We start from the raw sequence: 24,412 nt of genomic DNA, 5'->3' as shown, positions 1-24,412 counted from the left end.
TTGCAAAATAATTATCAATAAAATAGTCTTAATAATGCTAAGTTTATTAAAATTATTGTGCTTAGTATAAATTAGGAATTTCTTTTACCAATAAATGGTTCTATCTATTATCTAGTTTTGCCGATTTTTTATCTGTTATAGCAATTTTATTTTTATAACTCATTTTTTGTTATGAGTATAAAAATATAAACATTATTCAACTATAGAAATTATCAATCTTCATTATTGTGACTACAATAACTTTGACAATCACATTTTTTTTATTAACAAACAAATAGTAATTTAGTATAATATTTACCTTATGAAGCTGTTTCTAACAGTTACAATTTATCAGCATTATTTCAGCTAATTAATGTTACTAAAAATTTAGATTTCACAACATAGAAATAGAAACACTATATATTTGATCTCTGATATTCAATTGTCAACAGTTACAGTAACTTTTATAATAAATATCAAATCGGAATGCTGAGGATAATAGTAACCTCAATTTTTAACTTTATTCATCACCTCTATGAACTGTTTTTACCCATTTTAGTCTCTTGGGTAATATAGACATTCGAGCAATAGTAACACCCATAACTACAAACCAATGCAACATATAAAAAGTTCCCCGCACACTTTCTAGTAAAGTTAGAAATAAAGACAATGGATTATCTTTACTCGAATTAAACTCCATCACCTTTTCCTCCTTTGCTAAGTTCATCTGTTGTTTCCGAGTTCGGCGTAAACCTATAAACATACCTAGCAAAGAGACCATAACAGTAAACACAGTTAAAGGACTTGTTATTGGTAAACGACGTAAGATTATTGACATTAAAAAATCAGGCACAGCAGCAACTGATAATAGATATTGTGTTACCAAAAATTGCCATAAATCCCAAGTTTTACTAAATCTCATCCGGTTACGCAAAATCAATTTCCAGTAGTCTAAATACCGTTGATATCCTCCTTCTGCCCATCGCGAGCGTTGATGCCACAAAGCTATAGGGCTAGTTACTCCCTCCTCCGTTACTGCCGGAAAAGCCAGATAATCTATATCCCATTGGTTTAAGTGTAGGCGAATAGTTAAATCTAAATCATCAGTAATAGTCTGTTCATTCCACCCTCCACATTCTTCCAGAGCATTCATTCGTACAAACTGGCCATTTCCTCTGAGCTCTCCAATCCCGCCAATGGCAATTCGCTGTTCCTGAAAAAAACCATCCACAACCATTTCTGCTGATTGTCCCTTCGTCCAAAAGTTTATACCTGCATTAGCGATCGCCTTTCTGATTTGTACTGCTCCTACTTCTTCCCTAGCAAAAAGTGGTACTACCTTTTGGAGTAGATCTGGTGTTACTTGTGCATCTGCATCAAATACTCCTAAAATTTTTCCCTTCACAAAAGGTATAGCAGCATTTAGAGCCCCTGACTTACCACCCCCAGCATCTGGACTTCTTCTAATCACTTTTAGCTGTTCATATTCCCGGGCCAATTGTTCTAATAATAAAGGGGTTTTATCCGTACTATTGTCATCTATCACCCAAAGTTCATAACTATTAGTAGGATAATCTAAAGCCAGCATATTTTTTACCAACTTTCTGATTACAGCTTCTTCGTTTTTAGCGGCTACTAACAGAGATATATAAGGCCATTCAGTAAAATTTTCTTCTGACAGAGTTTTTGGAGCTAATTTTGGTTTAGCAAATAGTATTCTCAAAAATTGAACTGACAGTAAACCTGTCAAACCCAGAATTATCCAATATCCCCACGAAAGCAAATGTAGGATAATAGTAGTAGTCCAGATAAGCCATAGCATAAGTGCTGCTTTACATCTACGACCATCATAAATATCCTGAAACTTTTTTTTCTCCACCACTTCTATTTTTTGCTCTATCTGGTTAACATCTAAAGTTTTCTGCCTTTCTGATACCTGATAATTTTCCTGTTCATTATCTGAGGTATCGTTTTGATAAATTTTGGTTTCCTGATAGTAACTGTCTTTGGGTAAATAACTGTCCGGCATAATTCAACTAATCTTAAAATATCCAACTACTAATAATTTTCTTATGTTTAAAAGACTAACCTATATTCCGCCTTAAAAACTATAGATATACCTCTAGAGTTGAGGCTTTTAGTTTTTAACGGTTTCAGGAATTAAGTCTCTTTTAGTTTTAAACGGTCATACAATTATTTTTCGGAGATATCTATTTAGTGTTTTCGGCCACTCATAAATTTGTTGGAATAATCTAATTTATAGCAAGCATTCAACTAACTGATATTCAGCTTTGGCGAGCTTCATACTAAGGCGCACAGCTTTTTGGGATAGGAGTTTGAAGGAATTGGGGCAACAGGAAAAGGTTTCGGAGCTTCCCAGCTAGTGTTTGAATGTTGACAACCATTTGCTCAAATTGCTATATGTGTAAGTATATTGTAAATATACTTGCTAAGTCGTGTAGTTGATCAATAAAAAAATAACTAAAGTTTAATTATAGTATTAATTATATAGAGTATATTTAGATGTCAATTAATCAATTAAAGCCAGCAGACAAAGGGGAAATAGCCGTTTATAGTCCATATTACCCAGAAAAAAGACGTAAATATTTAGGTCATGCTATTAGCTTGTATAAACAAAAAAGTTTAGAAGGAGCAAGAAGTATTGAAGGGAACGAAAATATTCCTTTTATTATTACCTGGAATGTTTCTATATTACCTGCAGATATAACTCGTTTTCGAATGCAGTTTAATGGTAATCAAGAACTCAGTTATGAATTAACAATGGCCAATTACGAATTTATTGATTTTTTAATAGATGTTTTACTGAATTACAATCGTACTCGTACAATAGATTTTTCTCAGAGTTTCTACGGCAAGCTACTCCGCTATGAGTAATTTAGGTTTAATGATCATTTTCAGCAAAGAATAGTGAAAAGAGTGCATTTAAACTATTACCTTTTAAAGAGGATTTTGAATTACCCAAGAATAACGGTTTTTTTAAAAAAAATACATTATGATTTAATTAGACTCAATCTTTATATTCATACAATCTATACCTAAATCAATAAAAACTTAACTATTTTGTGTCTGTTAGGAAGAAACAACTTGCAATTTGTGAGTCATTAACTTTGTTAGGGTGCATTTAGTTAAACTTTGAATATAATACTAAGTCAATTTATCCTTGATTGCTCAAATACAATCGTGGTTTCTTGTAAAGCATTTTATATTTCCTTGCTTAATAATAACTTACAGTTCCTTGGTTCAGACCAAGATAATCTAAAATTTTATTGACAAATAAATATTTTTATGATCTGCTTGCCATGTAATCTTTTCAAAGAATTACAAATATCACATAATTTTCATATTATCGGTTTTTGTGGCTTAACAATTGGAATGTATTTTCGTCACTACATTAATCTCAAAAAAAATAAGATAACCAACATCAGAAAAGATACTATTTGTCAATAATTGTTCAGACGATCTGACCCTGTTTCTTAGTTGAATTATCATAGGCATAAATAGTTTAGTTATCTATAATTTACTTTTCCCAGAAATTGCTCATGACACAACAGAGTTAAGTAGGTTATGTGCAAAAAGTAGGAAAATAGTTGATTTTTTTTTGAATAAAAAATTGATGCTTATCAAAAATTATCATCATTTATTCAACTAGAAGTTAAAATTATTAAAAACACCCATACAAAAAATATAAAAAAAGAGAAAAAACCTCTTTTAAGAGAGTAGAAAGGTTGATTACTAAGAAAGCAAAAAAAGTAATTGCGATTGCAGTTGTAGAAGTTTTAGAAAGTTTAGCCATTACTTTTTTATGACTAAATCCTCTTTTGCTGCCTGCCAAATTTACCTTCAATATAGTGACCTAATCTTTCATTACTCCTGAGCTTATTTTTCTGTTCTTTATCAAAATTGTTGAGTATTTCTTCCTAATAAACCACTGATTATAATACCTTTGTCTTTACAGAATTTTCGGTTTTCTCATGTCAGCTAAATTTGGTCTGTATGAACTGACTCTAGGTAATAAACCATACAGTTTTTACACTCTTCAACCTGAGCCTTTAAATCTCAAGATTCCTTATACTTATCCCAACTTATTCTATGTAAAAATATATATCTATCTATACAACTTACAGATATTTTAGCTCCAAATTCTCTATTTTTTCCCCTTTTTTCTCTTACTATTGGACGCATGTGAGGTTGATTTAAACTTACTATTGTGTCATCTATTCGTTGTTCTTTGTTATCCCACATCAATTGTTGTTGACGCTAAATTTCACGGAAATATCAAAATCTTTTATATTGTCTAGTACTCAAACTTTCATGACGGGCACCATTCTTGATTAACAGCCTTTTGAGTGCTTAAGTTTTTACTTACATATTTCAGTTATTTTTTGATAGCTTTCCTGATAGCCTTAGGAATTGGTCGTCTTTTTTTTGCCTACCTTTAAATATTCTTTTTTTGCTGTTTTACGGTGAATAATGGGTTTTGAGCGAAACTGACTTTTAACAGCCTTTTAAGAGAATATCTTAGATGATTTTGGTTTTAATTCTGCCACAATTTAATAGATTTAAGTCCGTCAGATAGCTGGGAGCGCAGGTAGCATATTAAATTAATTTACCTTGATTTTTATACTCCTTGATTTCTTCTAATAAGGTTCTTTTTTTTGCTTCATATTCCTGATTTTTACTCTAATTTTTCACCATATCTGAATTAATTTCATTGATTAAATCTGCACCTATTATTTCTCTAAAATGAACCAATATTGAAGCATCAAAGGTATCCTGGTCTTTATAGGATTCCAGACCAATAAACTATTGTAAATAGGGGTTTTCCTTAATTTTTTCTACTGTTTCCCTATCCCTTATACCTAATTTTTCTTTAATAATTAACACCCCTAATTCTATTCTCAAATTTAATCCAGGTGCTCCTATGCATGGTACAGAAAAAGATTGCATATACATCTTCATATTTCTCAGAAGGAATTAAACTAGCCATCACTACCCAAGGATTTTCTGGGGATAATTGGCCATTGAACGGCAGCTTAAAATTTTCTGGTGGCGTTTCACGTTAGCCTACTTTTCTGCACATGTTATATGTATTATGTATAAATACTTGGTTTTTGGTATATTGTAGCTAAAAATTGGGTACTATTTCTGATGAAAAATACCTAAAATCATTATCGTGTAATTTTTTTAGATTTATTCAGCAAACCCTAAGTAAGGGTATTTAGCTGCAAAAAGATACAAAACTATAGAGATAAGATGCAAATATAAATAAACTTGATAAATGTGATTAGGCAATACCTATGAATTCCTGTACAAATTCCATTAACAAATTTTATTGACCAGGAAGTAAACATTAAAATATCATGACTAGTGACGTTTTATATAAGTTTTATAAAGCAGAATATCAAACAGTCATCCTTGCCCTAAAAATGCAATAATTATTAAAAGTATATTTATGGCAGGAGTGAGGATGTGCCAAAATCTGCAAATTATTTGCTAATTGGATCGACTGAAGCCTACAGTGGCAAGTCTACAATTGCTATAGGATTAGCTCATAAGTTACAAGAACAAGGTATAGCCATTGGTTATGGAAAACTCTTGGGAAACTGTTTAGCCACAAGATCCATTTCTACAGATGCTGATGTTCAGTTTGTAACTGACACTCTCAAACTTTCAGACAATAGTATTCAACCAACTTTGTTGATGCTGAATGAAAGTATTATAAATAAGCGGTTGCTGGCAGAAGAAAAAACTGATTATCAAAAATCTCTAACACAATATCTACAGGTAAAGGGAGAAAATTTGGTAATATTAGAAGGACCTAGCAACCTAGATGAGGGTAGTTTGTTTGAATTATCACTGCCACAAGTTTCTGAAATTCTTAATTCTGCTGTAATTCTGGTAACTCGTCCAAACTCACATTCTTATATAGACTCTTTACTTTCCGCCAAACAACGTTTAGGTAATTCCCTTATAGGTGTAATTATTAATGATGTGCCACTCCCAGCGCAAGAAACAGTGACGACTTTAGTAAAACCTTTTCTGGAAGCTAGAAATATACCTGTATTAGGAATATTGCCCAGAAGTAATCTATTACGCAGTGTTACAGTTGAAGAATTAGTGAAGCAGTTAAAAGCTCATGTGCTTTGTCGTTCTGACCGCCTAGATTTAATGGTAGAGAGCTTGACAATTGGTGCAATGAATGTTAGTTCAGCTATCAAATATTTTCGTAAGGCTACAAATATGGCTGTAGTTACAGGAGGCGATCGCACAGACATTCAGTTAGCAGCTTTAGAAACTTCGACCCATTGTCTAATTTTAACTGGACAACTTTCACCAGATGAGTTAGTATTAAGTCGTGCTGATGATGCCGAAGTCCCTGTATTATCAGTAGAGTATGAAACCCTTTCTACAGTAGAAATAATTAATAGAGCTTTCGGAAGTGTTCGTTTACACGAACCTGTTAAAGTAGAATTCGTCAAAAAACTAATCGCACAACACTTTGATTTTGAACGCTTGCTCAGTCATTTTCAGTTGGGAGTATAGCTAGTGTTTATTTGCAAAAACTAGTAATCTTATATTTTGGGAGTGTAATTAAGGGCTCTAAAATCTTGTTTATTGGCTCAATAAGTATATTCACTTATTCAATTAGATACATAGAAGGTATAGGCATAGATTCCAAATACTATGAAAACTAATTGGTATGATTCCTAGCAACACTAAATGACAAACAGGTTCATCATCTAAGTGTGAAGCATCAAATATCCAAACCTCACTACGATTATACTGACTATCAAAGACAACTGTTAAGATCCATCCTGTCTGGGTTTATTCAGTATTAGGATCATAGATAGGTTCCATTGGCTAACAGTTAGATGGTAAGTTTAGTCTAGTGAGAGCATTGGTTTGATGGTCGAAACGAGCGATCGCCCCAAACATTTCTTTACTAATATCTACTTGATGGTTGATGAACTCACAGATAAGTAAAGCAGGATATTTTCCTACTTCACTTCTGAGCAACTGTGGGAAATTTACAGGGGATATCTAGCAATTTATAATTATCAATAATACGACCCTCTTGAACTAGAAGACCCAATGACAAAAAATGCCTTGAGCAACAGTATGATTTTGACCACTAGCTACTTCTTGAAGGTAGTTATTTGTTTGCTCAAAATCTGCATAGCGGACTAAAGTAATTACTACCGTGCCCTATGATCTAGATAACCATTACCAAAATACTGCTGAAACTAAAGTTCAGTTTCTTACTAATTACCTATAGGTATTAACACTCACAAATAAAAATTTGTAACTACTATCTGTTTGCCAACTTCAAGCATCACTAAGGGTCTTTACTTGTGTCAAAGCTGACAATAATTGTAAACTTACAGGTGAAACCAAAAATATCAGATATAGACTTGCTAAAACAAAATTGTTAATTAGAGGAACTCCTGACATAGGTATTACAAATTTTTGCGGAATTTTTTCCCTACTATTACTACAGTATAGATTTAATGAACTACAAATATTGAGGAGTAACTCCTAAATTATAGATATTTCCTGTAATATTATCTCTTTTAGGATGTGCTGAATAGCTTTGGTGGTTTTCTAAATTCCCTAAATTTTTCATACCCAAAGTTTCTAAAGTCTTTCAGTTAATACAATAAGGATGCCCACCTTCCCATAAAGTTAAAAGTCTATCTGGCAAAACCAAAACCAAAGTATTAGCAGCATTTTTGACAAATTTAGTTAATTAATCCTAAAATTTTCCTAAAGGGTTCATTCTATGAACACCAAAAATAGATATTCCTTTTTCTGTTTCTTCTTGATATTCTAATGTTTACATATAGCGGTAAATGGCTTTTAGTTCTTGAGCTCCCAAAACAGATAAATTAAAATGTACTACTAGGATAGCACCATCTTCATCAAACCAATGTCCTAATTGTTGTCCATAGCGTGATCATCTTGCAGGCCTATTTCTATATAAAGACCCTTTTTATCCAGGGGTTACTGCACCGAAAATAATGGAAAGGGGAGTAAGAAGAAATTCTCTAGATAGTTGGGCCAAAGCTTGAGCCCATCCTCATCTTTCTATTGATTAATTTTTCAGATGTGTTTTTATTGTACAAAAACATATTTACTTGTTATAATCCCTTTGACAGTTTTATTACAATAGATAAAATCTTTGAGTCAATCAATTGATATACCTAAAGTAGATGATTTTTTAGAGGAACTTTTAGCAATCCAACAAACAGGTTCTAAAAGAATTGCTATGTTGGGTTCTCGTCATGTTCCTATTACTCATCAACAATTAATTGAGTTGTTAAGTTATGCTTTGGTATTAGGTTCAAATCATATTATTACCTCAGGTGCAACGGGTACTAATTTAGCAGTGGTTCGGGGGGCAATGAGAGCTGACCCTAATTTAGTTACTGTAATTCTACCTCAAAGTCTAGAACGACAACCAAGAGAATCTCGTAAAGAATTAGAAAAAGTAATTCATGTGGTGGAAAATCCAAAAAACAATCAATTATCTTTAGCTGAAGCGAGTTCTATTTGTAACCAAGAAATTGTATCTAGATGTCAACAGTTAATCTGTTTTGCTTTTCATGATAGCCATACTTTATTGAAAACTTGTCAAGATGCTGAGGAACAACGTAAAGTAGTAACTCTGTTCTATCTTGATTAGTTAATTCTACTATAAAAATGAGTCTCCTGGAATTACCACCATCATCAATCTTTTTAGATTGTATAGTTTTAGGTTCAATCCTGGTCTATGCACCTTTTTTGGTAGTAGCCTACGGTCGTGTTACAGTAGGCTATGATATGGGTGCGCCTCGTGCTATGTTTGAAAAATTGCCTGGTTATGCTAAAAGGGCAACTTGGGCACATCAAAATTCTTTTGAAACTTTTATTTTATTTGCAGCAGCTTCTTTTATGGCTTATTTAACTGAACTTGATTCTGCTTTAGCCATAGGAGCATCAGTTGCTTTTGTAATTGGGCGATTTTTTTATTCGATATTCTATATTTTGGATATACCTATCGGGCGATCGCTCATGTTTGCTATTAGTTCTTCTGGTACAGCTATTTTGTTTATTCTCAGTTTAATTAGTGCCAATAATTTTTAGTAAACCTTGTTTTATTAGGTAAAATCAAAATAATAGATGAAAAAATTATGGCATCTACATCATCATTTGATATAGTCAGCGATTTTGATAGGCAAGAATTAGTTAATGCTATAGACCAAGCAGAGCGAGAAATTAAAGCTCGCTACGACTTGAAAGATTCTAATACATCATTAGAATTAGGCGAAGATACAATTACGATTAATACTAGTAGTCAATTTAGTTTAGATGCGGTTCATACTGTGTTACAAACTAAAGCAGCTAAACGGAATTTATCTTTAAAAATATTTGATTTTGGTAAAGTCGAATCTGCTAGTGGCAATAGAGTTAGGCAAGAAGTTAAATTACAAAAAGGCATTAGCCAAGAAAATGCTAAAAAAATTACTAAGTTGATTAAGGATGAATTTAAAAAAGTTCAATCATCTATTCAAGGTGATGCCGTTAGAGTTTCTGCTAAGTCTAAAGATGAATTACAAGCAGTAATGCAAAGATTAAAAGCAGAAGATTTTCCCATGCCATTGCAATTTACTAACTATCGTTGAGTAGAAAAGAAGGAGTAGGTTGCAGGTAGGGACGTTTTATGGAATGTCCCTACAGGGTAACGGAAAAAATTTGATGATTTATGAGCGATAATTTGTTTTATTTTTTATTATTTGAAATATCTAACCAGAGTCAACTTGGTGGTCTATTGTAATTATTGTGGTTAAGGGATGAAATGGGAGTATATTGCTCCCTTACTATGTTTTTATCATCCACATCTACAATTACTATAACTATGTAGCACTACGATAAACTTTCGGAGAACTGCAAATATTTTGAGAGGGGGAAAGTTAATATTTAATTATAATGAAAATCTTTAATAAGGGTTAGTGACTATGCTGATGACTTATATGGAAAAAGCAATAGGTAAAAGTTTGGTGACCTTTTTAAGTTATAAATTAAATTGGAACAAAAGGTAAAAAATATCACGATAACTTACTCTGGTTGAATTTCCCCTGCCTTTTCCCAACTTTCATAAGCCTCTGCCATTAAACCCAAATCTTTGAAAACATTCCCTCGCTCATACCAACCGTCATAAAAATTAGGCTTAATTTCTAAAGCTTTGTCATAACAATTAACTGCCTGTGTCAAATTTCCTAAACTAACCAAAAAATTAGCCTTATTGTACCAAGCCAAATAATAATCAGAATTAATTTCTAAAGCTTTGTCACAACTAGTGATCGCCTCTTCCCATCTCTCCAATTTTCCCAAAGCTTCCCCACGGTTATTCCAAGCCAAATAGTCATCAGACTTAATTTCTAAAGCCTTGTCATGGCTGGTTATCGCCGACTCATATCTTCCTAACTGTACTAATGCCTTACCTCGATTGTACCAAACTTGATGATAATCAGGCTTCAAAACCAAAGCACTTTCCCAGCTATCAACTGCTCCCGCAAAATCACCAGCTTTTGCTTGCTCTAAACCCAACTTAGCCCATATTTCCGAATTTTGCTCGGCAGACTGCTGAATTTCCACTCCCACACCAAGCTCACTAACCATTGCCTGAATAACTACTCTTGGGTCACTTGTCTGTATCCCCAATTGTTGAGCAACAGTAGCTAATAAATTAGGATTTTCCTGAAGCTTAACTACTAAATTTTCCAAATCTTCATTTTCTTGATTTTCTCCTAAAGATGCTTGGGGAGGAGGGGAGAAATTAGAATCAGGCCCATCATACTCCCAAATTGCTCCACTATTATCCCGACTTAAAAGTTCAGTTCCAATATTATTAGCCAGATCTCCCAGAGTATGCAGAGAAGGAAGCGTTTGAGTCAAGTGAGCAAACCTAACCATTCTCTGAGCTAACTCATCATTAGGTTTGGGGGATGCTAATAATCTTTTTCCAAAACGTTGTAGCCATTCAAGCCAAGATTCAGCTTTGCCTCGCTCCCCCAAGTCATCGAAAAAATTCTTTACTCTTTCAGGGTACCAACCTTGGGCAATACCTTCTAATAGTTGACCAAAGAGAAAATCATAATCTGTATCTGTTAAAGGTGGGAGAGACTCAGAGAGTGGTTTAGGGTCTGTTGGTTTTATTTGAGGTCGGGAGAATAACCCCAAAAAGTTTCCCCATAAACTTTTCAGCCATTGCCAAATTCTGCGAAACATTTTTTTGGTTAGTATATAAAGTAAAATATAAGCTAAAAGAACTCCAATTGAAGTGTAGCAAATAGTTTTTAACTCTCCTGGGAAGTTCGGTGCTCCCCTTTTAGAAGAGCTTTATTAGGGAAAGCCTTGTCTTATATATTATCTGTGAGAAGCTATCTGAGATTTTCTATGCACTTTTACTGACGCTACAATAGCCTAATTAGGACATAAGAGAACTTTAATAACTATAATTAACGATAATTCTTTTAGCTATCCCATCAAAAGCTTAGGATCGGCAGAACTCCCCAACTGCCTAACAGCCTAGGAGAATGTCAAAAGATGCAGCAATTATAGTCATTTCAGTTAAGATTCAGACAAGGCTTTGTTACTGTGAAAGTGTTTCAGATAAAAAAGTGTTTTATTCTTATTTGAAATGACTATCTTTATACTAATTAAGTTTTTAGAGTATGTGGGGAGTAAATTAAGTAAGCAAGTTATCAAATTTAAACCAAAAGGTACATCTCAATATTGTTGGAAATATTTGAGTAAAGTCTCTAAAAGCTGATATGAACCCTGGCATTCCTGTAGTATAGTAATTTTGGACAGGAACTAGACAGGGGATATAACTTACCCAGTCCTAAGTACCCCCATCCTCTCGGTGGGAGAAGACCAAAAGGGTGAGTAGAATTTACTACCAATACACAAGAGAGAGGGAGAAAATTGCTTAACTTCAAAATTGCCGGCAGGGTTTCGTATACTGAAGGATTTTGCTTTGCCTTTGTAAGCGCAAGGTCTAAAGTATTTCAAAGACTAGACATAACTTTTTTTGCCGTAGCCAAAGTCCGATCAATATCCTCCTCTGTATGGGCTAAAGAAGTAAACCCTGCTTCAAACTGAGAAGGAGCTAAATAAATTCCATGCTCCAACATTCCTCGGTGGAACTTGCTAAATTTGGTCAAATCAGACTTTTTCGCATCATCATAATTGTGAACAGGTCCTTTATTGAAAAAGATACCAAACATTGCACTAATATGCCCACCCCAAATATCATTATTAGTTTCTTTAGCAATATTCAATAACCCATCAGCAAGTCTTTTAGTAATCTTATTCAGCTGATCATAAGTACCTGGTTTCTTTAGGAGTTCCAGAGTCTTAATACCAGCAGTCATAGCTAAGGGATTACCAGAAAGAGTACCAGCCTGATACATCGGACCTGCTGGAGCAACCATCGACATAATATCCTGACGACCGCCATAAGCTCCTACAGGTAGACCACCACCAATAATTTTGCCTAAAGTTGTTAAGTCTGGAGTAACGTTAAATTTTTCCTGAGCACCACCATAAGCAATACGAAAACCAGTCATTACTTCATCAAACACAAGTAATGCACCGTTTTCCTTTGTAATCATCCGTAGCCCTTCCAAAAATCCTGCATCTGGGACAATAAATCCAGAGTTCCCAACCACGGGTTCCAGGATAACACCAGAAATTTGGTCAGGGTTTTCCTCAAACAATTTTTTAACTGTCTCCAAATCGTTGTAAGGAGCAGTTAAAGTATTCTTAGTTACATGCTTAGGCACTCCGGGAGAATCTGGTAGACCCAGGGTTGCTACACCAGAGCCAGCTTTGACAAGAAACATATCGGCGTGGCCATGATAACAACCTTCAAATTTAATTACTTTATCTCTACCTGTAAAGGCTCGCATTAAACGGAGTACTGCCATACAAGCTTCTGTTCCAGAATTGACAAAGCGGATCATCTCAATGCTAGGTACAGCATCAATAACCATTTTAGCGAGAGTATTTTCTAAAGCACAGGGGGCACCGAAACTTGTACCTTTTTCCAAAACTTCTTTCAGACCATTTAATACTTCTGGATGAGCATGACCACAAATAGCAGGTCCCCAAGTACCAACATAGTCAATATATTGGTTGCCATCAACGTCCCAAATGTAAGCTCCCTGAACTCTATCAAATACTATAGGTTGACCACCAACAGACTTGAATGCTCTGACTGGAGAACTAACTCCGCCTGGCATGAGTTTTTGGGCTGCTGCAAAAATTTCTTCGGATTTAGTGGTATTGAGTGTAGTAACTACCAATTTTAGTCTCCTTGTGTTTATTTCAATCCCAATAGGGGGATTTTTGCATGATCACCAAATTAATATAAAGTTATATCTATGAAATCTGGCTAATTTTAGCATTGCAGTGGATGTATGTTTACAGTAAATTATGGAGAATTATGAAGTTAATTTTTGATAATTTATCTATTCTATGATATATATGAAAAAAAAAGTAAAAGTAAATTAAAATTGAAGATTAAACATTAAAAAAATACCTGAAAAATATACTAAAATTTGTGTAAACTAATTTTTGAGGACACATAATGTCTAACTCCCAAGCAGTAGTTTTAAGTGAATCAATTCCAGTGAAGCAGGTTCGTTACAATGAACAAGGACTTGTACCCGCTATTATTCAGGATTATTTAGATGGTACGGTGTTAATGATGGCCTGGATGAACCAAGAATCATTACAAAAAACTCTAGAAACTGGGCAAACTTGCTTTTGGAGTCGTTCTCGGCAAGAGTTTTGGCATAAGGGTAAAACTTCTGGTCATTTTCAAAATATTAGGTGGCTGCGCTATGACTGTGATAGTGATACTTTATTAGTGGGAGTGGAACAGGTGGGAAATATTGCTTGTCATATGGGGGAAAGGAGTTGTTTTCATCTTGTGGATGGGAAGGTTGTTCCACCACCGGCGGATATCTTGTCTCAGCTTTTTGATGTGATTAGGGATCGCCGAGACCATCCACAAGAAGGTTCTTATACTTGCCAATTGTTTGCTGGAGGAGATAATAAAATTCTCAAAAAAATAGGGGAAGAGTCCGCAGAAGTGGTAATGGCTTGCAAGGATGATCATAAAGAGTCGATCGCTGCAGAAGTGGCGGATTTGTTTTACCATACTTTAGTTACTCTAGCTTACCATAATGTTGAGTTACGGGATGTATATCGGAAGTTGGATGAACGCAGATCACAAAATAAATAATAAGTAGGGTTCTCAAAAAAAACAGAAGGTGGGGAGGTTGGGTTCTGCTCAAAACAATAATATATATGAGCTTTAGCAACTCAAAATCTTGCTCTTTTTTTATTCCCAAAAGGATAGGGAGATGTTTCTAGTCTTTTCTTTTTACCTATTCTATTTCTGGATATCCTGACTTCTTCGCCAAAAAGCTACGTTGCATACAAAGACACCAAATAGTTTCTACAGCTAAACTTAACTAATCTACAAGAATCTATAAACTTGACTTACTATCTCAGTATCAAAGTGTTAAACCCTCCCTTTTACAAACTTTTTAGTAAAGTGTTTTTCCGAATATGATGCTTCTCTTGGTGGGTTTATGTATTGTGTATAGTGCCTTTCTATGTGATTTAAGCAACCTTCGATATTTAGCAGCAGTAGTTTGAGTGATTATTTTATTTCACTATCTGTATGGAATTTTAAAATTTTTGCTGATAATTACAAATTATACCACTTAGGAAGCTTTGGGGCAAAAGAATAATAAATATATAATGCTTGTAAATTTGTACAGTGGAGCGATCGCTTTACCCATTAGATTAGTAATTGTACTTTTGCAATATCTCATCTAAAAACTTGGATTAGCAATTTTAGGTAGCCTTAGCAAAGCATGAAGTATCAGGAATTAAGTACTTCAAAACTTGTATTTTAAGGACACCAGCAGTTTTACTAAATTTTATTCTAATTAGTTGGTTTTTGGAAAGGAAAAAAAAATTTATTGTTTTACTAAAATTGTTAATAGCTTAATATTAATTTTGTATCTTTATAACTCAAAAAAACTTTTGGGCAAACCAAAATTATGTAAGAATTTTAGCTTTTTATTAATCATAATTTCTCTAACTACTGCTGTATCTAAAGTTGAAAATTTTTTCCATCTATTTAGTGACAACTCTATCAAGATTACATCATCGAAGGACTATTTGCTACTCAAAATCTCTAGAGATGTTAAAGCATTTAATTCCCTTAATTATTCATTATCTAAAATTTTTGGATTTTTCAGTTCCTTATAGATATTTACGGCGATCGCTATGAACTCAAATTATACCCTAATTCACTAATGCCTTGATAAAGAATGTAGGGTACAACTATTTCCAACTATTTCCCACAAAGGTGCCTTCTTTCTTTAACTTTTTCAGCAAACCCTAACTAATTATTATAATTTCTGAGCCAAGAAACTGCACTTTCTACATCACTGACCTGCTCTCCTTCAGGAAGAGGCGGACGCTGTATCATTACTACTGGAATACTTAGTTCTCTTGCAGCAATAACCTTCGGGTAAGTAGCATCACCACCACTATTTTTACTGACTAGTGTTCCAATTTTATACTTTTGCAACAGCGATCGCTCCTCTTCCAGAGAAAAAGGTCCCCGCTCAGTCAATATTTTTCCAGGGGGTACTGAGGTATGTGGTTGGAGTGGTTCAATTATCCGCATCAGAAACCAGAGGTCTTTAAGGTGAGCATAACTTGCTAGTTCTTGTCTACCAATACTTAGAAATATTCGTGATCCTAATTCTGGTAAAACTTTGGCAGCAAATTTATTACTTTTCACCTCTAGCCAGCGATCGCCTTCAATTTTTTTCCAAGCAGGACGGACTAACATTAAATGAGGAATATTTAGTTGTGAAGTGGCGATCGCTGCATTCCAGGAAATTTTGGATGCAAAAGGGTGGGTTGCGTCAATTAACAAATCTATTTTTTGTTCTCTTAAATAGTCTTTCAAACCAGACACACCACCAAAACCGCCAATTCGTGTACATTTGAAGAGCATAACTGATTTACTAGTACGACCCGCAAGAGAGCTTATTACCTCTAACCCTGGTATAGTAGAGGCTAAAGATGTTAGCTTCAAGCTATCCCCAATACCACCTAGAATTAACACTCGTTTGTGTTTTGCCATAGTCATTTCAGTTATCACTATTATAGTACTTCTGGTTTTATTCCTACCCATTATAGGGAACTTCTTAAACCCTTTTTTTGAGCACGAAGGTGGGGATATATAGGAATAGAGAGCAAGAAAAGCAATAAAGATAGGGAATCTAAAAAAACTTATTTTAATTAATTTTTAAATACATTTACTATTCCGAAATTTTGATTAATTTCTAAACGCATAAGTTATCTCCTTTAGCAATTTGGATATTAATAAGTACGTGCAAAGAGGTTAGTTAAAAGAGGTAGGATAACTAATTTTTTTCTCAGATATTACTTTTGGTTTTTAAGTTCGCTGTTTCTAAATTTACTTAGATAAGTTACGATGCATTAATGCTAACTTTTTCTCAAACTTCAGTTATTAAATAATTAATACAAATAGAATAAAATTTTTAGTTATAAGTCAGATGTATACAAGGTGTCTACCCCTACTCTCCCACTCAGTAGTCAAGTTGAAAAGTTTTTGATCAATGGTATTATACTATCTCTCCACTGCACTAGGAGTAAAACGAACTTCTATCCTTCGCCGACTCTGATCAGGATTTCTATTTACCTCAGCATAATCTCCAGTAGAATTATATAATTGTGCAGCAGAATAAGCTCTAAATTGTAAACCCAACTCTTGCAGGCGAGAATTGTTTTGGAGTTTTTGTACTACTGCTAAAGCTCGCATTAAACCTAAATCTGCATTCGATCCTGCTGCCAAAATACTAACAGATCCATTACCCTTAGTAACCTGTTCTAACTGGGTATCTAAATTACTAACACTTCCTTGATTTATTTGACCATCAGTATGACCAATTACTTCAACAATATAACCCTGGTATTCTTTAGCAAAATTCTCAATTTGCTTAACTAAATCTGACTCTATAAAACCTTTTAATTTTCCTGATATTTTGGCACTTCCTGACTCAAATCTCCGAGATTTTAAATCTCTAATTACTATCACAGGTGGAGAATTTAACTTGTCGATTTCTATTACTAACTCTGTCACCCTATTTGATTTTTGCTCTAACTCTTTTTTAGAAGTAGTTAATTTACCTTGAAGTTGTGTAACTTGGTTTTGTAAATTTCCAACTGTTCCTTGTAAACCTATCACTTCATTTCTCTTTTGTTGCAGTTGACTTTGTAAATTATTAACCTTTTGTTGAAGTTTCATAGCGCGATTTTGGTTGGCATCAGAAATTGATTCTATGAACAGAGATTTAATAATAGCTAAGAGTAATAACAAACTTAATATCATAAAAGAATTAGACATTAAATCTGTAAAAGCTGGCCAAATTTCTAGCTCCCGGTTATCCTCAATAATTCGTGAACGATGACGCATAATTAAATTAGAAATTAAAATATAACAAAGAAAGAATAGGGAATAAGAAGTATAGTATAGACACTAAAAAAAACTATTATTCAGGATAAAGTTGTCAGGAAATATAACTATCAGAAATTAAGTGTGATAATTGAACTTTTTTTTACCTCTTTCCTAAAACTTGAAACTATCTCACAAATCACAGAATATTGTTGTTTTGAATTAAAATATAGCTAGTTTTTTATAAGATTTTGATTACTAATAATAACTGATAACTGACTTAGCTATTGATTAGCTAAGCCATCAATAATTTGTGTCAAACTATCAATTTTATTTTTAGTTGCATTCATTTCATTAATATATTTCTGTAAATTTGTAGCAATAACACTTAAATGAGAATTATTAAGATTAGCTTGGGTGCTTATACTTTGATTTATTTGATCTCCTAAATATTTAATCCCCTCACCAATACCATCTGTAGAATTATTGAAGGTATCTACTAACATTTTGATTTGAATTTGTACTTCCTCTAGATTATCCGCTTTAGATACTACTCTTCTTTGTAAAGTATCCAAAGTACCGACAGCTAAATGGAAACTTTGTGATGCTTCCTGTAGTTGCCTAATCACCTCAGAAAAAGATTTTTGATTACTTTGATGAGATTCTAATATTCTTAATGAAGTTTGATTATTATTACTAATTTGTTCTCCAAACCTAGCTAGTCTTTTACTATATCCTTGTAGTTCAATTACTACTATTTCAATTGCTTGAACAGCAGCAGCTAGAGTTGAAGTTGACTGAGAAAAATTACTTTGAATATTAGCTAATTCCGTTGTAGAATTAGCTAAACTTTGGGGAAACTGACTATGTTCAAATATTTGTGCGACCTCTAGAAATTTATCGGAAGCTATCTGAAAATCCTGAGAACTGTTAGCAATAGTAGCAGCAGCTTCTCCTAATCTTACAAAAGTCTGTTCTGCTAATTTATTTGCAGTAGCATTAGCATTATAAATTTCTTGAATTTTATCTTGTAGAGCTGACTCTACTCCTACTCTAACTGTTTGACCAAATGTTGTTAAAAATTCTTCAAAAGAATAGGCAATAGTTTTTACTACTTTGTCAAGCTGAGTTTGACCTTGGATAGTTTGTAAGTAAATATTATCTAAATAATCTTCTAGTAAACTGATTAGTCTAGTTTTTGCCAAACTAGCATTAAAAATTAAATTAATTAATGTAACTAGAGCACTAAATAATATTGCTACTAAACTCGTAACGAAAGCAATTCCCATACCTTTTAAAGGTACTTCTAATTCCTTCAGTAAACTACTAACATCCGTAGCATTAGTATCACTAATTGTTTGGCTCAGAGATGTTAAATTAATGGTAATACCAGCAAAAGTACCTAATAATCCAAAAGATACAAGTAGATTCGGTAAAATTCTACAAAAATATTCAACTTGCCTTAAAGAAACTAATCCTAATAATCGCTGTCTACTATAAACTTGGTCTATTAATGCTCCTGTATTAACTTGCTCTAGTTTACTACTAGCATCAGCAAATCTCTCCTCTAAATACTTGATAAATTTAGGCTTATTATTTACTAACTGCTGACTAATAAGTCTCTTAACTTTATCTTCCTGATTTGCTAAGTCAAAATAAAGTACCATCCTGAGTAAGATAGCTACAAAAGATGGTATGATTACTAAAATAATTATTAGAGGTATTAAATAAGATGGTATTAGTGGCATAGTAGAATTTTTTATGGTAAGCATTCGGCAGATATGATCAGCTATTGCTTTTGGCGTGGGATTAAAGCATGATTAATTGATCATTAAATCTTAGTTCCCTATTCCCTAATTAAGAATTTTATTTAATATCTAAAGGGGTATTGAAACCAGAGATGAAAACAAAATGACTAAAAAATCAGGGTTACAGTGGGACTAATGAAAGTCCCTGGTATTTGACTAACTATCATCTAATTTTCTTCCCAATAACCAAAGATTTCCTCATAATAAGATAATATTTGGTTAACTTTTTCACGAATAGCATCCTCAGCATCTTCAGCATACTCTAACCATAATCCTCCTACTTGGCTTTTGTTGTAGTCAAACAGCTCTGAGGAAGGAGGAGAAAATAAACCCACTTGTACTTTGCCTACTTGGCGTAAATGAGCCTCTAGTTCTTTATAGACTGCTAGTGAAAGTCCCTTACAGCTAATTTGATAACGTTGTTGTTTGTGTTTCCCAGTCTCCATTATAGTATTTCCCATTGAAGAACTATATTAGGTCTAATCCCTAAATATCTTACCAGAATTAGTATTATTAGTATGGTAAAATGACCTAATAATAGCTATTTAAATAACTTTTGATGATAGTGAGGTAGATTGTAATACTATTCTTTATTCTCTTAACTATTAAGATATACCAACTATTCAGTTAGCTGTTTGACATTACAACAATTAATATTATTGAAGCATACTTTACCCCACTGTAAAGCCCAGCGTACAAGTTCTACTCGATTATGAGTTGAAGTCTTACTGAGAATATTACTGATATGGTTGTCTACTGTTCGCTTGCTAATTTCTAGCCGAGAGGCTATTTTTTCATTGGTCAACCCATCTGCTACTAGTTCTATAACTTGTAGCTCCCTCTCAGAAAGAGACGTATGGGTTTTAGACTTGCAACGAGTCATAAATTTTTCCTATATACAGAAAGTATATTTGCTTAATTATAATTTTAGGGATATCTTGACAAAAATCACGTTAATGAAATCTATTTAAGTGCTAAAACGACAGGAAAGTCTCCAGAGAATGGAATAAATTTCTTTTTGTCATTTACATATCAATAAATTTTTGATTTTGATCACCATCAAGATCATTAGTGATTTTAAATTTTTTATTACCGATTTATATTTTTACAAGACTCAAATCAATATGACCCATCCTTATGCTATTTGCCTTGGTGAAATTTTATTTGATTGTCTAGCGGACCAAGCTGAGAAAACTTTTAATAAAGTAGAGTCTTGGACAACCTACCCTGGTGGCGCACCTGCTAACGTTGCCTGTGGTTTAGTCAATTTGGGTACAACTGCTGCCCTCATTAGTTCTGTGGGTGAGGATACAGAAGGTAAAAAACTAGTACAAATTTTACAGGAAATAGGGGTAGATACTTCAGGTATTCAGGGACATCCTTATGCACAAACACGAAAAGTATATGTTTTACGTTCTAAAACTGGGGAGCGTGAATTTGCTGGTTTTGGAAAACAGACAACAACAGAGTTTGCCGATACCTACCTCAAAGCTGAACTTCTGCCAGAATCTTTGTTTTTGAATGGTGAATTTTTAATCTTAGGAACTCTAGGACTAGCTTATCCTCAAACTAGACAAGCTATTTATCAGGCCCTTGATTTGGCTGATCGGTATCATCTTAAGATTATGGTAGATGTCAATTGGCGTCCTTCATTTTGGCCTAATCCTGATGATGCTAAACCACTGATACAGTCGATCTTAAAAAGATCCGATTTTGTCAAGCTTTCTCTAGAAGAAGCTGAGTGGCTATTTGACTGTACCGACCCTGCTGCAATTACTTATAGATTAGATTCAGTAGAAGGTTTACTATTAACTGCCGGTAATCAAGGCTGCGCTTATTACTTATCAGAAAATGAAGGAAAAGTACCTGCTTTTTCAGTAGATGCTGTAGATACTACCGGTGCAGGAGATGGCTTTGTAGCAGGTTTTATACATCAATTGCGCCAATATGGTATTCGCCGTTTACAGCAACCAGGAGTAGCAAAACAAATTGTTACTTATGCTAGTGCTGTGGGGGCAATAACTACTACTAAATTAGGAGCAGTTACAGCTCAACCTACTGAATCTGAAGTAGAAGCCTTTTTAGGTAGCTATTTACCAAAAAATTAGTTTTAAAGTTTCGCCATTAAGTAAGCTAGGCCATTTTGTGTTATTATCATTTGTGTTATGAGTAGGTAGAGCAGGAAGGTATTAAATACCCAACTACTCTAAGAGCCTGTAGTTATCTAATTAATAGGGCACTTCACCTTAAAAACTAAAGTTATGGGGTTTTGTATTTTTGTTAGTTTCTGTATACAAAAACTTTAAACAATAAGTACCAAAAAACCAAGTTTCTTTTAGTTTTAAACTTTACCGTAGAACATAAATCTATAGGCTTTTGAAACAGATAAAATGCTTGGTAAAATGATTATCTATGAATTAAGTATTTCAGGATGTTTAATTTAAGTAGAATCAATGAACCAAGAATCCTCATTTCAGGAGAATCTCTCTAACTAAAGGCCGGAGAATATCTCAAATAGCTAACATGGAAAATATATTAATAGTTCAGTGAGACTACAAAACTATCTTAACTTTTTGTCAATTTAAATTAGGGTGAAAAAAATATGGGAATTTTCGATGAAATTGTCGGTGCTGTCAATAATCTTAATCAAGAGGGTACTGGTGAAAAGTTCAATATTCTTGATATAGTGAATCAACTTAGCGGAACTCAAGGAGTAGGTGCTAGCCAAATTCAAATTGTTATGCATTATGTAAGTTCAGCTTTGCAGGAAAAACGAGAAGAGTTAGGTAATGAAGGAGTTCAAGAAATTATCAATAAATTTGCAGGCACAACTCCCAACCCCGAAGCAGTTGACTCTCTATTTTCCAGTGATAAAGTTACTGATATTCTTGGCAAGATATCTGAAACAAAAGATTTTGATTACTCAAAAATTCAGAATTTACTGCCTACTATAGTTCCGGTAATTCTAAATTTATTCAAAACTAATAACGATACTCAAGATCCTGAACAAGCATCTAATAATTTTTTAAGTAGTTTTTTAGATGCTGGTGGAGATGTTGATATAAATAATTTGATGGGAATAGCTAGAGGTTTCTTGAAGTAAAAGAAAGGTTTTAGTTCTTAGGTTGTAGGTGTTAGATTATATGTTAATAAAATTAACTTTTTCACCTACTACCTAGGACTTACTAAAAGTAAGAAATTTTAGATCATATAATTTTTTCCTAATGTATTTGATAATTTCTTTTGGAGATTTTGCAGCATCTACTATTATTGCTTCTCTTGGTTCCTCAAGAATATCAAATTGACTTCTTAGCATCTCAACTTTCATAAAGTGATTTTTTCTAGCTGTTAGTCTTTGGGAAAACAAATCAAAAGACCCTTGTAAATAAACTATTTTGACATTTTTTGTGTTTGTTACAAGGTAATTACGATAAGTCTTTTTAAGAGCAGAACAGGCGAAGACAACATTTTTATGCTCTCCTAACCATTCATTAATTGCATTTCTTATCCTTTTTAGCCAAGGAGTTCGGTCAGCATCACTTAAAGGAATTCCATTGCTCATTTTTTCTATATTAGCTTTGGGATGAAAAAGGTCTGCATCAAAAAAATGCCAATCTAGAGATTTGGCTAGTAATTTTCCTATGGTAGATTTTCCAGCACCAGAAACTCCCATTATGATTATAATCATTATACAATATTAAATGTTAATTCTCAAGATTTCTGAAGTGTTTAAATGGCAATTGAGATAGAACGCAAGTTTTTAGTTAGAGGCAATGGATGGAAAAATCAAGCTGTTGGACAAGTCTATCGTCAAGGTTATATGTCTACAGAAGATGGTATAACATTAAGGGCAAGAGTGGTAGGGGATCAAGGTTATTTAACTATTAAAGGACCATCATTTGGTAATTCTAGAGCGGAATATGAGTATGAAATTCCTCTGGAAGATGCTGAAGAGATGTTGAATAGTTTGTGTAGTTCCGGTTTAATTGAAAAGATTAGATATAAGGTTCATCATGGTGAGCTAGTCTGGGAGGTTGATGAGTTTGTCCAAGACAATGAAGGCTTAATTGTCGCTGAAGTTGAACTTGATGATGAAAACCAAAAAGTTGAATTGCCTGAATGGATAGGAGAAGAAGTTTCTCAGGATTACAGATATTCTAATTCTAATTTATCGAAAAATCCCTGGAAAAATTGGTCTTAGGATTTATAGTTTTGGTAAATTGAACTATGAATTTAGAATAATATAAGAATATTTTTTTTGAGATGTTAGATGGGTAAGTATTTAGAATATATTTTTTGTCATATATTCTAATCCTAATTTATCGAAAAATCCCTGGAAAAATTGATCTTAGGATTTATAGTTTTGGTAAATTGAACTATGAATTTAGAATAATATAAGAATATTTTTTTTGAGATGTTAGATGGGTAAGTATTCAGAATATATTTTTTATCATATCCCTAAAAATAGCAGAAATCAATAGGTAACACAACAAAATTTTGCCTCAACTTTTTTCGTCAATTTATTGACTGTTATCAATTTCATCAGAGCTACTATGATGAAGTCATAAAAATGATTAAAAAATGAATCTTTAACCGAAATGTGTCAATGAGATAATTCTAGGCCATCAGGCTCAAGATACCCTTCACTAATCTTAATCCTCGAGTCAGAAAATTCACCACAGTACTTTTATGAATTGGGTCAAAAAGTGGATAAGTTGTTAAACAAGAGCTATATTGCTACACATTTAAGTATTGACAAATTATAGCTAAAAGAACTTATAGCCCACATTCTGTAATTAAAATAGTGATATAAGAAATAGTATAAAATCCGTAGCTTGCTTAAATATTTATACTATAAAAATTATCTTCATTTACCTTGATCAGGGGTAAAAATTTCAATGAAATATTAAGGATAAATACTTACTGAATCGTTGAATCTTATTAAACACTATAATTTTAATTCTTGGGGCAGTAGAATTATTTAATTTAAATAAAACCAAAACCTTGATTTTTTTTATTAAGCTATCTTCGAGCTTCAGTTACTGAA

20 protein-coding genes and 2 pseudogenes are annotated in these 24,412 nt (G+C 33.3%); 9 read left to right on the top strand and 13 right to left on the bottom strand.

The features are described from left to right. Window positions 1-499 precede the first annotated feature (499 nt). The gene (locus TERY_RS13180) at window positions 500-2,008 is read right to left on the bottom strand and encodes a glycosyltransferase (protein WP_011612293.1); all 1,509 of its coding nucleotides are present in this window, start codon (window positions 2,006-2,008) and stop codon (window positions 500-502) included. Between the two features lie 494 nt (window positions 2,009-2,502). On the opposite strand from TERY_RS13180, the gene ebsA reads away from it, so the two are divergent. Further along, window positions 2,503-2,874, top strand: coding sequence for a type IV pilus biogenesis protein EbsA (gene ebsA, locus TERY_RS13175; protein WP_011612292.1), 372 nt, complete (start codon window positions 2,503-2,505; stop codon window positions 2,872-2,874). A 787-nt stretch (window positions 2,875-3,661) separates the two neighbouring features. On the opposite strand, the pseudogene TERY_RS30685 reads toward ebsA, so the two are convergent. Next, window positions 3,662-5,032, bottom strand: a pseudogene (locus tag TERY_RS30685) (IS5 family transposase). A gap of 437 nt (window positions 5,033-5,469) precedes the next feature. Here TERY_RS30685 and TERY_RS13165 point away from each other — a divergent pair. Then, window positions 5,470-6,543: a DRTGG domain-containing protein gene (locus tag TERY_RS13165; protein ID WP_011612291.1), complete on the top strand. Its 1,074-nt coding sequence runs from the start codon at window positions 5,470-5,472 to the stop codon at window positions 6,541-6,543. Between the two features lie 102 nt (window positions 6,544-6,645). Here TERY_RS13165 and TERY_RS33080 read toward each other — a convergent pair whose 3' ends face one another. The 3 genes and pseudogenes from TERY_RS33080 to TERY_RS33070 all read right to left on the bottom strand — a co-directional run. Next, the gene (locus TERY_RS33080) at window positions 6,646-6,810 is read right to left on the bottom strand and encodes a carotenoid oxygenase family protein (protein ID WP_155994696.1); all 165 of its coding nucleotides are present in this window, start codon (window positions 6,808-6,810) and stop codon (window positions 6,646-6,648) included. A gap of 51 nt (window positions 6,811-6,861) precedes the next feature. Further along, window positions 6,862-7,017: a hypothetical protein gene (locus TERY_RS33075; protein ID WP_155994419.1), complete on the bottom strand. Its 156-nt coding sequence runs from the start codon at window positions 7,015-7,017 to the stop codon at window positions 6,862-6,864. Window positions 7,018-7,513: 496 nt separating this feature from the next. Next, window positions 7,514-7,633, bottom strand: a pseudogene (locus TERY_RS33070) (hypothetical protein); the annotation flags it as partial. A 546-nt stretch (window positions 7,634-8,179) separates the two neighbouring features. Between TERY_RS33070 and TERY_RS13160 the strand changes: the two are divergent. From TERY_RS13160 to TERY_RS13150, 3 genes are read left to right on the top strand one after another with little or no spacing between them, the layout of a single operon-like run. Then, window positions 8,180-8,683 (top strand): hypothetical protein, encoded by a 504-nt coding sequence (locus TERY_RS13160; RefSeq protein ID WP_011612290.1) that lies wholly within the window; start codon window positions 8,180-8,182, stop codon window positions 8,681-8,683. 17 nt (window positions 8,684-8,700) lie between these two features. After that, window positions 8,701-9,123, top strand: coding sequence for an MAPEG family protein (locus TERY_RS13155; protein WP_011612289.1), 423 nt, complete (start codon window positions 8,701-8,703; stop codon window positions 9,121-9,123). Window positions 9,124-9,170: 47 nt separating this feature from the next. Then, window positions 9,171-9,662, top strand: a complete 492-nt coding sequence (locus TERY_RS13150) for a YajQ family cyclic di-GMP-binding protein (RefSeq protein ID WP_011612288.1) — start codon at window positions 9,171-9,173, stop codon at window positions 9,660-9,662. Between the two features lie 433 nt (window positions 9,663-10,095). Here TERY_RS13150 and TERY_RS13145 read toward each other — a convergent pair whose 3' ends face one another. Next, window positions 10,096-11,268, bottom strand: coding sequence for a tetratricopeptide repeat protein (locus TERY_RS13145; RefSeq protein WP_011612287.1), 1,173 nt, complete (start codon window positions 11,266-11,268; stop codon window positions 10,096-10,098). A 782-nt stretch (window positions 11,269-12,050) separates the two neighbouring features. Further along, entirely contained in the window at window positions 12,051-13,349 is a 1,299-nt protein-coding gene (gene hemL, locus TERY_RS13140) for a glutamate-1-semialdehyde 2,1-aminomutase (protein WP_011612286.1), read from the bottom strand. 284 nt (window positions 13,350-13,633) lie between these two features. On the opposite strand from hemL, the gene hisIE reads away from it, so the two are divergent. Beyond that, window positions 13,634-14,293 carry a bifunctional phosphoribosyl-AMP cyclohydrolase/phosphoribosyl-ATP diphosphatase HisIE gene (hisIE, locus tag TERY_RS13135; protein WP_011612285.1) on the top strand — a complete coding sequence of 220 codons (660 nt, stop codon included), beginning with the start codon at window positions 13,634-13,636 and terminating at the stop codon, window positions 14,291-14,293. Window positions 14,294-15,469: 1,176 nt separating this feature from the next. Here hisIE and TERY_RS13130 read toward each other — a convergent pair. The 5 genes from TERY_RS13130 to TERY_RS13110 all read right to left on the bottom strand — a co-directional run bounded on the left by TERY_RS13130 (window position 15,470) and on the right by TERY_RS13110 (window position 20,248). Then, window positions 15,470-16,228 (bottom strand): cobalt-precorrin-6A reductase, encoded by a 759-nt coding sequence (locus TERY_RS13130; protein ID WP_011612284.1) that lies wholly within the window; start codon window positions 16,226-16,228, stop codon window positions 15,470-15,472. A gap of 504 nt (window positions 16,229-16,732) precedes the next feature. Beyond that, complete coding sequence (locus tag TERY_RS13125) at window positions 16,733-17,578, bottom strand: OmpA family protein (protein WP_011612283.1); 846 nt, start codon at window positions 17,576-17,578, stop codon at window positions 16,733-16,735. Window positions 17,579-17,841: 263 nt separating this feature from the next. Next, window positions 17,842-19,305 carry a hypothetical protein gene (locus tag TERY_RS13120; RefSeq protein WP_044136800.1) on the bottom strand — a complete coding sequence of 488 codons (1,464 nt, stop codon included), beginning with the start codon at window positions 19,303-19,305 and terminating at the stop codon, window positions 17,842-17,844. A 227-nt stretch (window positions 19,306-19,532) separates the two neighbouring features. After that, window positions 19,533-19,811, bottom strand: coding sequence for a hypothetical protein (locus tag TERY_RS13115; protein WP_011612281.1), 279 nt, complete (start codon window positions 19,809-19,811; stop codon window positions 19,533-19,535). A 173-nt stretch (window positions 19,812-19,984) separates the two neighbouring features. Further along, entirely contained in the window at window positions 19,985-20,248 is a 264-nt protein-coding gene (locus TERY_RS13110; protein ID WP_011612280.1) for a LuxR C-terminal-related transcriptional regulator, read from the bottom strand. Between the two features lie 241 nt (window positions 20,249-20,489). On the opposite strand from TERY_RS13110, the gene TERY_RS13105 reads away from it, so the two are divergent. Then, entirely contained in the window at window positions 20,490-21,473 is a 984-nt protein-coding gene (locus TERY_RS13105; RefSeq protein ID WP_011612279.1) for a PfkB family carbohydrate kinase, read from the top strand. Window positions 21,474-21,967: 494 nt separating this feature from the next. Beyond that, window positions 21,968-22,468, top strand: a complete 501-nt coding sequence (locus TERY_RS13100) for a hypothetical protein (RefSeq protein ID WP_011612278.1) — start codon at window positions 21,968-21,970, stop codon at window positions 22,466-22,468. Between the two features lie 72 nt (window positions 22,469-22,540). On the opposite strand, the gene TERY_RS13095 is transcribed toward TERY_RS13100, so the two are convergent. Then, window positions 22,541-23,053, bottom strand: a complete 513-nt coding sequence (locus TERY_RS13095; RefSeq protein ID WP_011612277.1) for a gluconokinase, GntK/IdnK-type — start codon at window positions 23,051-23,053, stop codon at window positions 22,541-22,543. Window positions 23,054-23,098: 45 nt separating this feature from the next. Between TERY_RS13095 and TERY_RS13090 the strand changes: the two genes are divergently transcribed. After that, window positions 23,099-23,566, top strand: a complete 468-nt coding sequence (locus TERY_RS13090; protein ID WP_011612276.1) for a CYTH domain-containing protein — start codon at window positions 23,099-23,101, stop codon at window positions 23,564-23,566. Window positions 23,567-24,412: the final 846 nt, after the last annotated feature.

Origin of the sequence: Trichodesmium erythraeum IMS101, assembly GCF_000014265.1 — a bacterium.
GTDB lineage: Bacteria > Cyanobacteriota > Cyanobacteriia > Cyanobacteriales > Microcoleaceae > Trichodesmium > Trichodesmium erythraeum.
The sequence above is the reverse complement of the archived record's forward strand: the minus strand, read 5'-3'. Positions and strand labels throughout refer to the sequence as shown.

Excerpts from the sequence above, each read along its gene's own strand:
- TERY_RS13180 (WP_011612293.1), bottom strand. The coding sequence starts at position 2,008 with ATGCCGGACAGTTATTTACCCAAAGACAGTTACTATCAGGAAACCAAA.
- ebsA (WP_011612292.1), top strand. The coding sequence starts at position 2,503 with ATGTCAATTAATCAATTAAAGCCAGCAGACAAAGGGGAAATAGCCGTT.
- TERY_RS13155 (WP_011612289.1), top strand. The coding sequence starts at position 8,701 with ATGAGTCTCCTGGAATTACCACCATCATCAATCTTTTTAGATTGTATA.
- TERY_RS13150 (WP_011612288.1), top strand. The coding sequence starts at position 9,171 with ATGGCATCTACATCATCATTTGATATAGTCAGCGATTTTGATAGGCAA.
- TERY_RS13145 (WP_011612287.1), bottom strand. The coding sequence starts at position 11,268 with ATGTTTCGCAGAATTTGGCAATGGCTGAAAAGTTTATGGGGAAACTTT.
- hisIE (WP_011612285.1), top strand. The coding sequence starts at position 13,634 with ATGTCTAACTCCCAAGCAGTAGTTTTAAGTGAATCAATTCCAGTGAAG.
- TERY_RS13130 (WP_011612284.1), bottom strand. The coding sequence starts at position 16,228 with ATGACTATGGCAAAACACAAACGAGTGTTAATTCTAGGTGGTATTGGG.
- TERY_RS13125 (WP_011612283.1), bottom strand. The coding sequence starts at position 17,578 with ATGCGTCATCGTTCACGAATTATTGAGGATAACCGGGAGCTAGAAATT.
- TERY_RS13120 (WP_044136800.1), bottom strand. The coding sequence starts at position 19,305 with ATGCCACTAATACCATCTTATTTAATACCTCTAATAATTATTTTAGTA.
- TERY_RS13115 (WP_011612281.1), bottom strand. The coding sequence starts at position 19,811 with ATGGAGACTGGGAAACACAAACAACAACGTTATCAAATTAGCTGTAAG.
- TERY_RS13110 (WP_011612280.1), bottom strand. The coding sequence starts at position 20,248 with ATGACTCGTTGCAAGTCTAAAACCCATACGTCTCTTTCTGAGAGGGAG.
- TERY_RS13105 (WP_011612279.1), top strand. The coding sequence starts at position 20,490 with ATGACCCATCCTTATGCTATTTGCCTTGGTGAAATTTTATTTGATTGT.
- TERY_RS13100 (WP_011612278.1), top strand. The coding sequence starts at position 21,968 with ATGGGAATTTTCGATGAAATTGTCGGTGCTGTCAATAATCTTAATCAA.
- TERY_RS13095 (WP_011612277.1), bottom strand. The coding sequence starts at position 23,053 with ATGATTATAATCATAATGGGAGTTTCTGGTGCTGGAAAATCTACCATA.
- TERY_RS13090 (WP_011612276.1), top strand. The coding sequence starts at position 23,099 with ATGGCAATTGAGATAGAACGCAAGTTTTTAGTTAGAGGCAATGGATGG.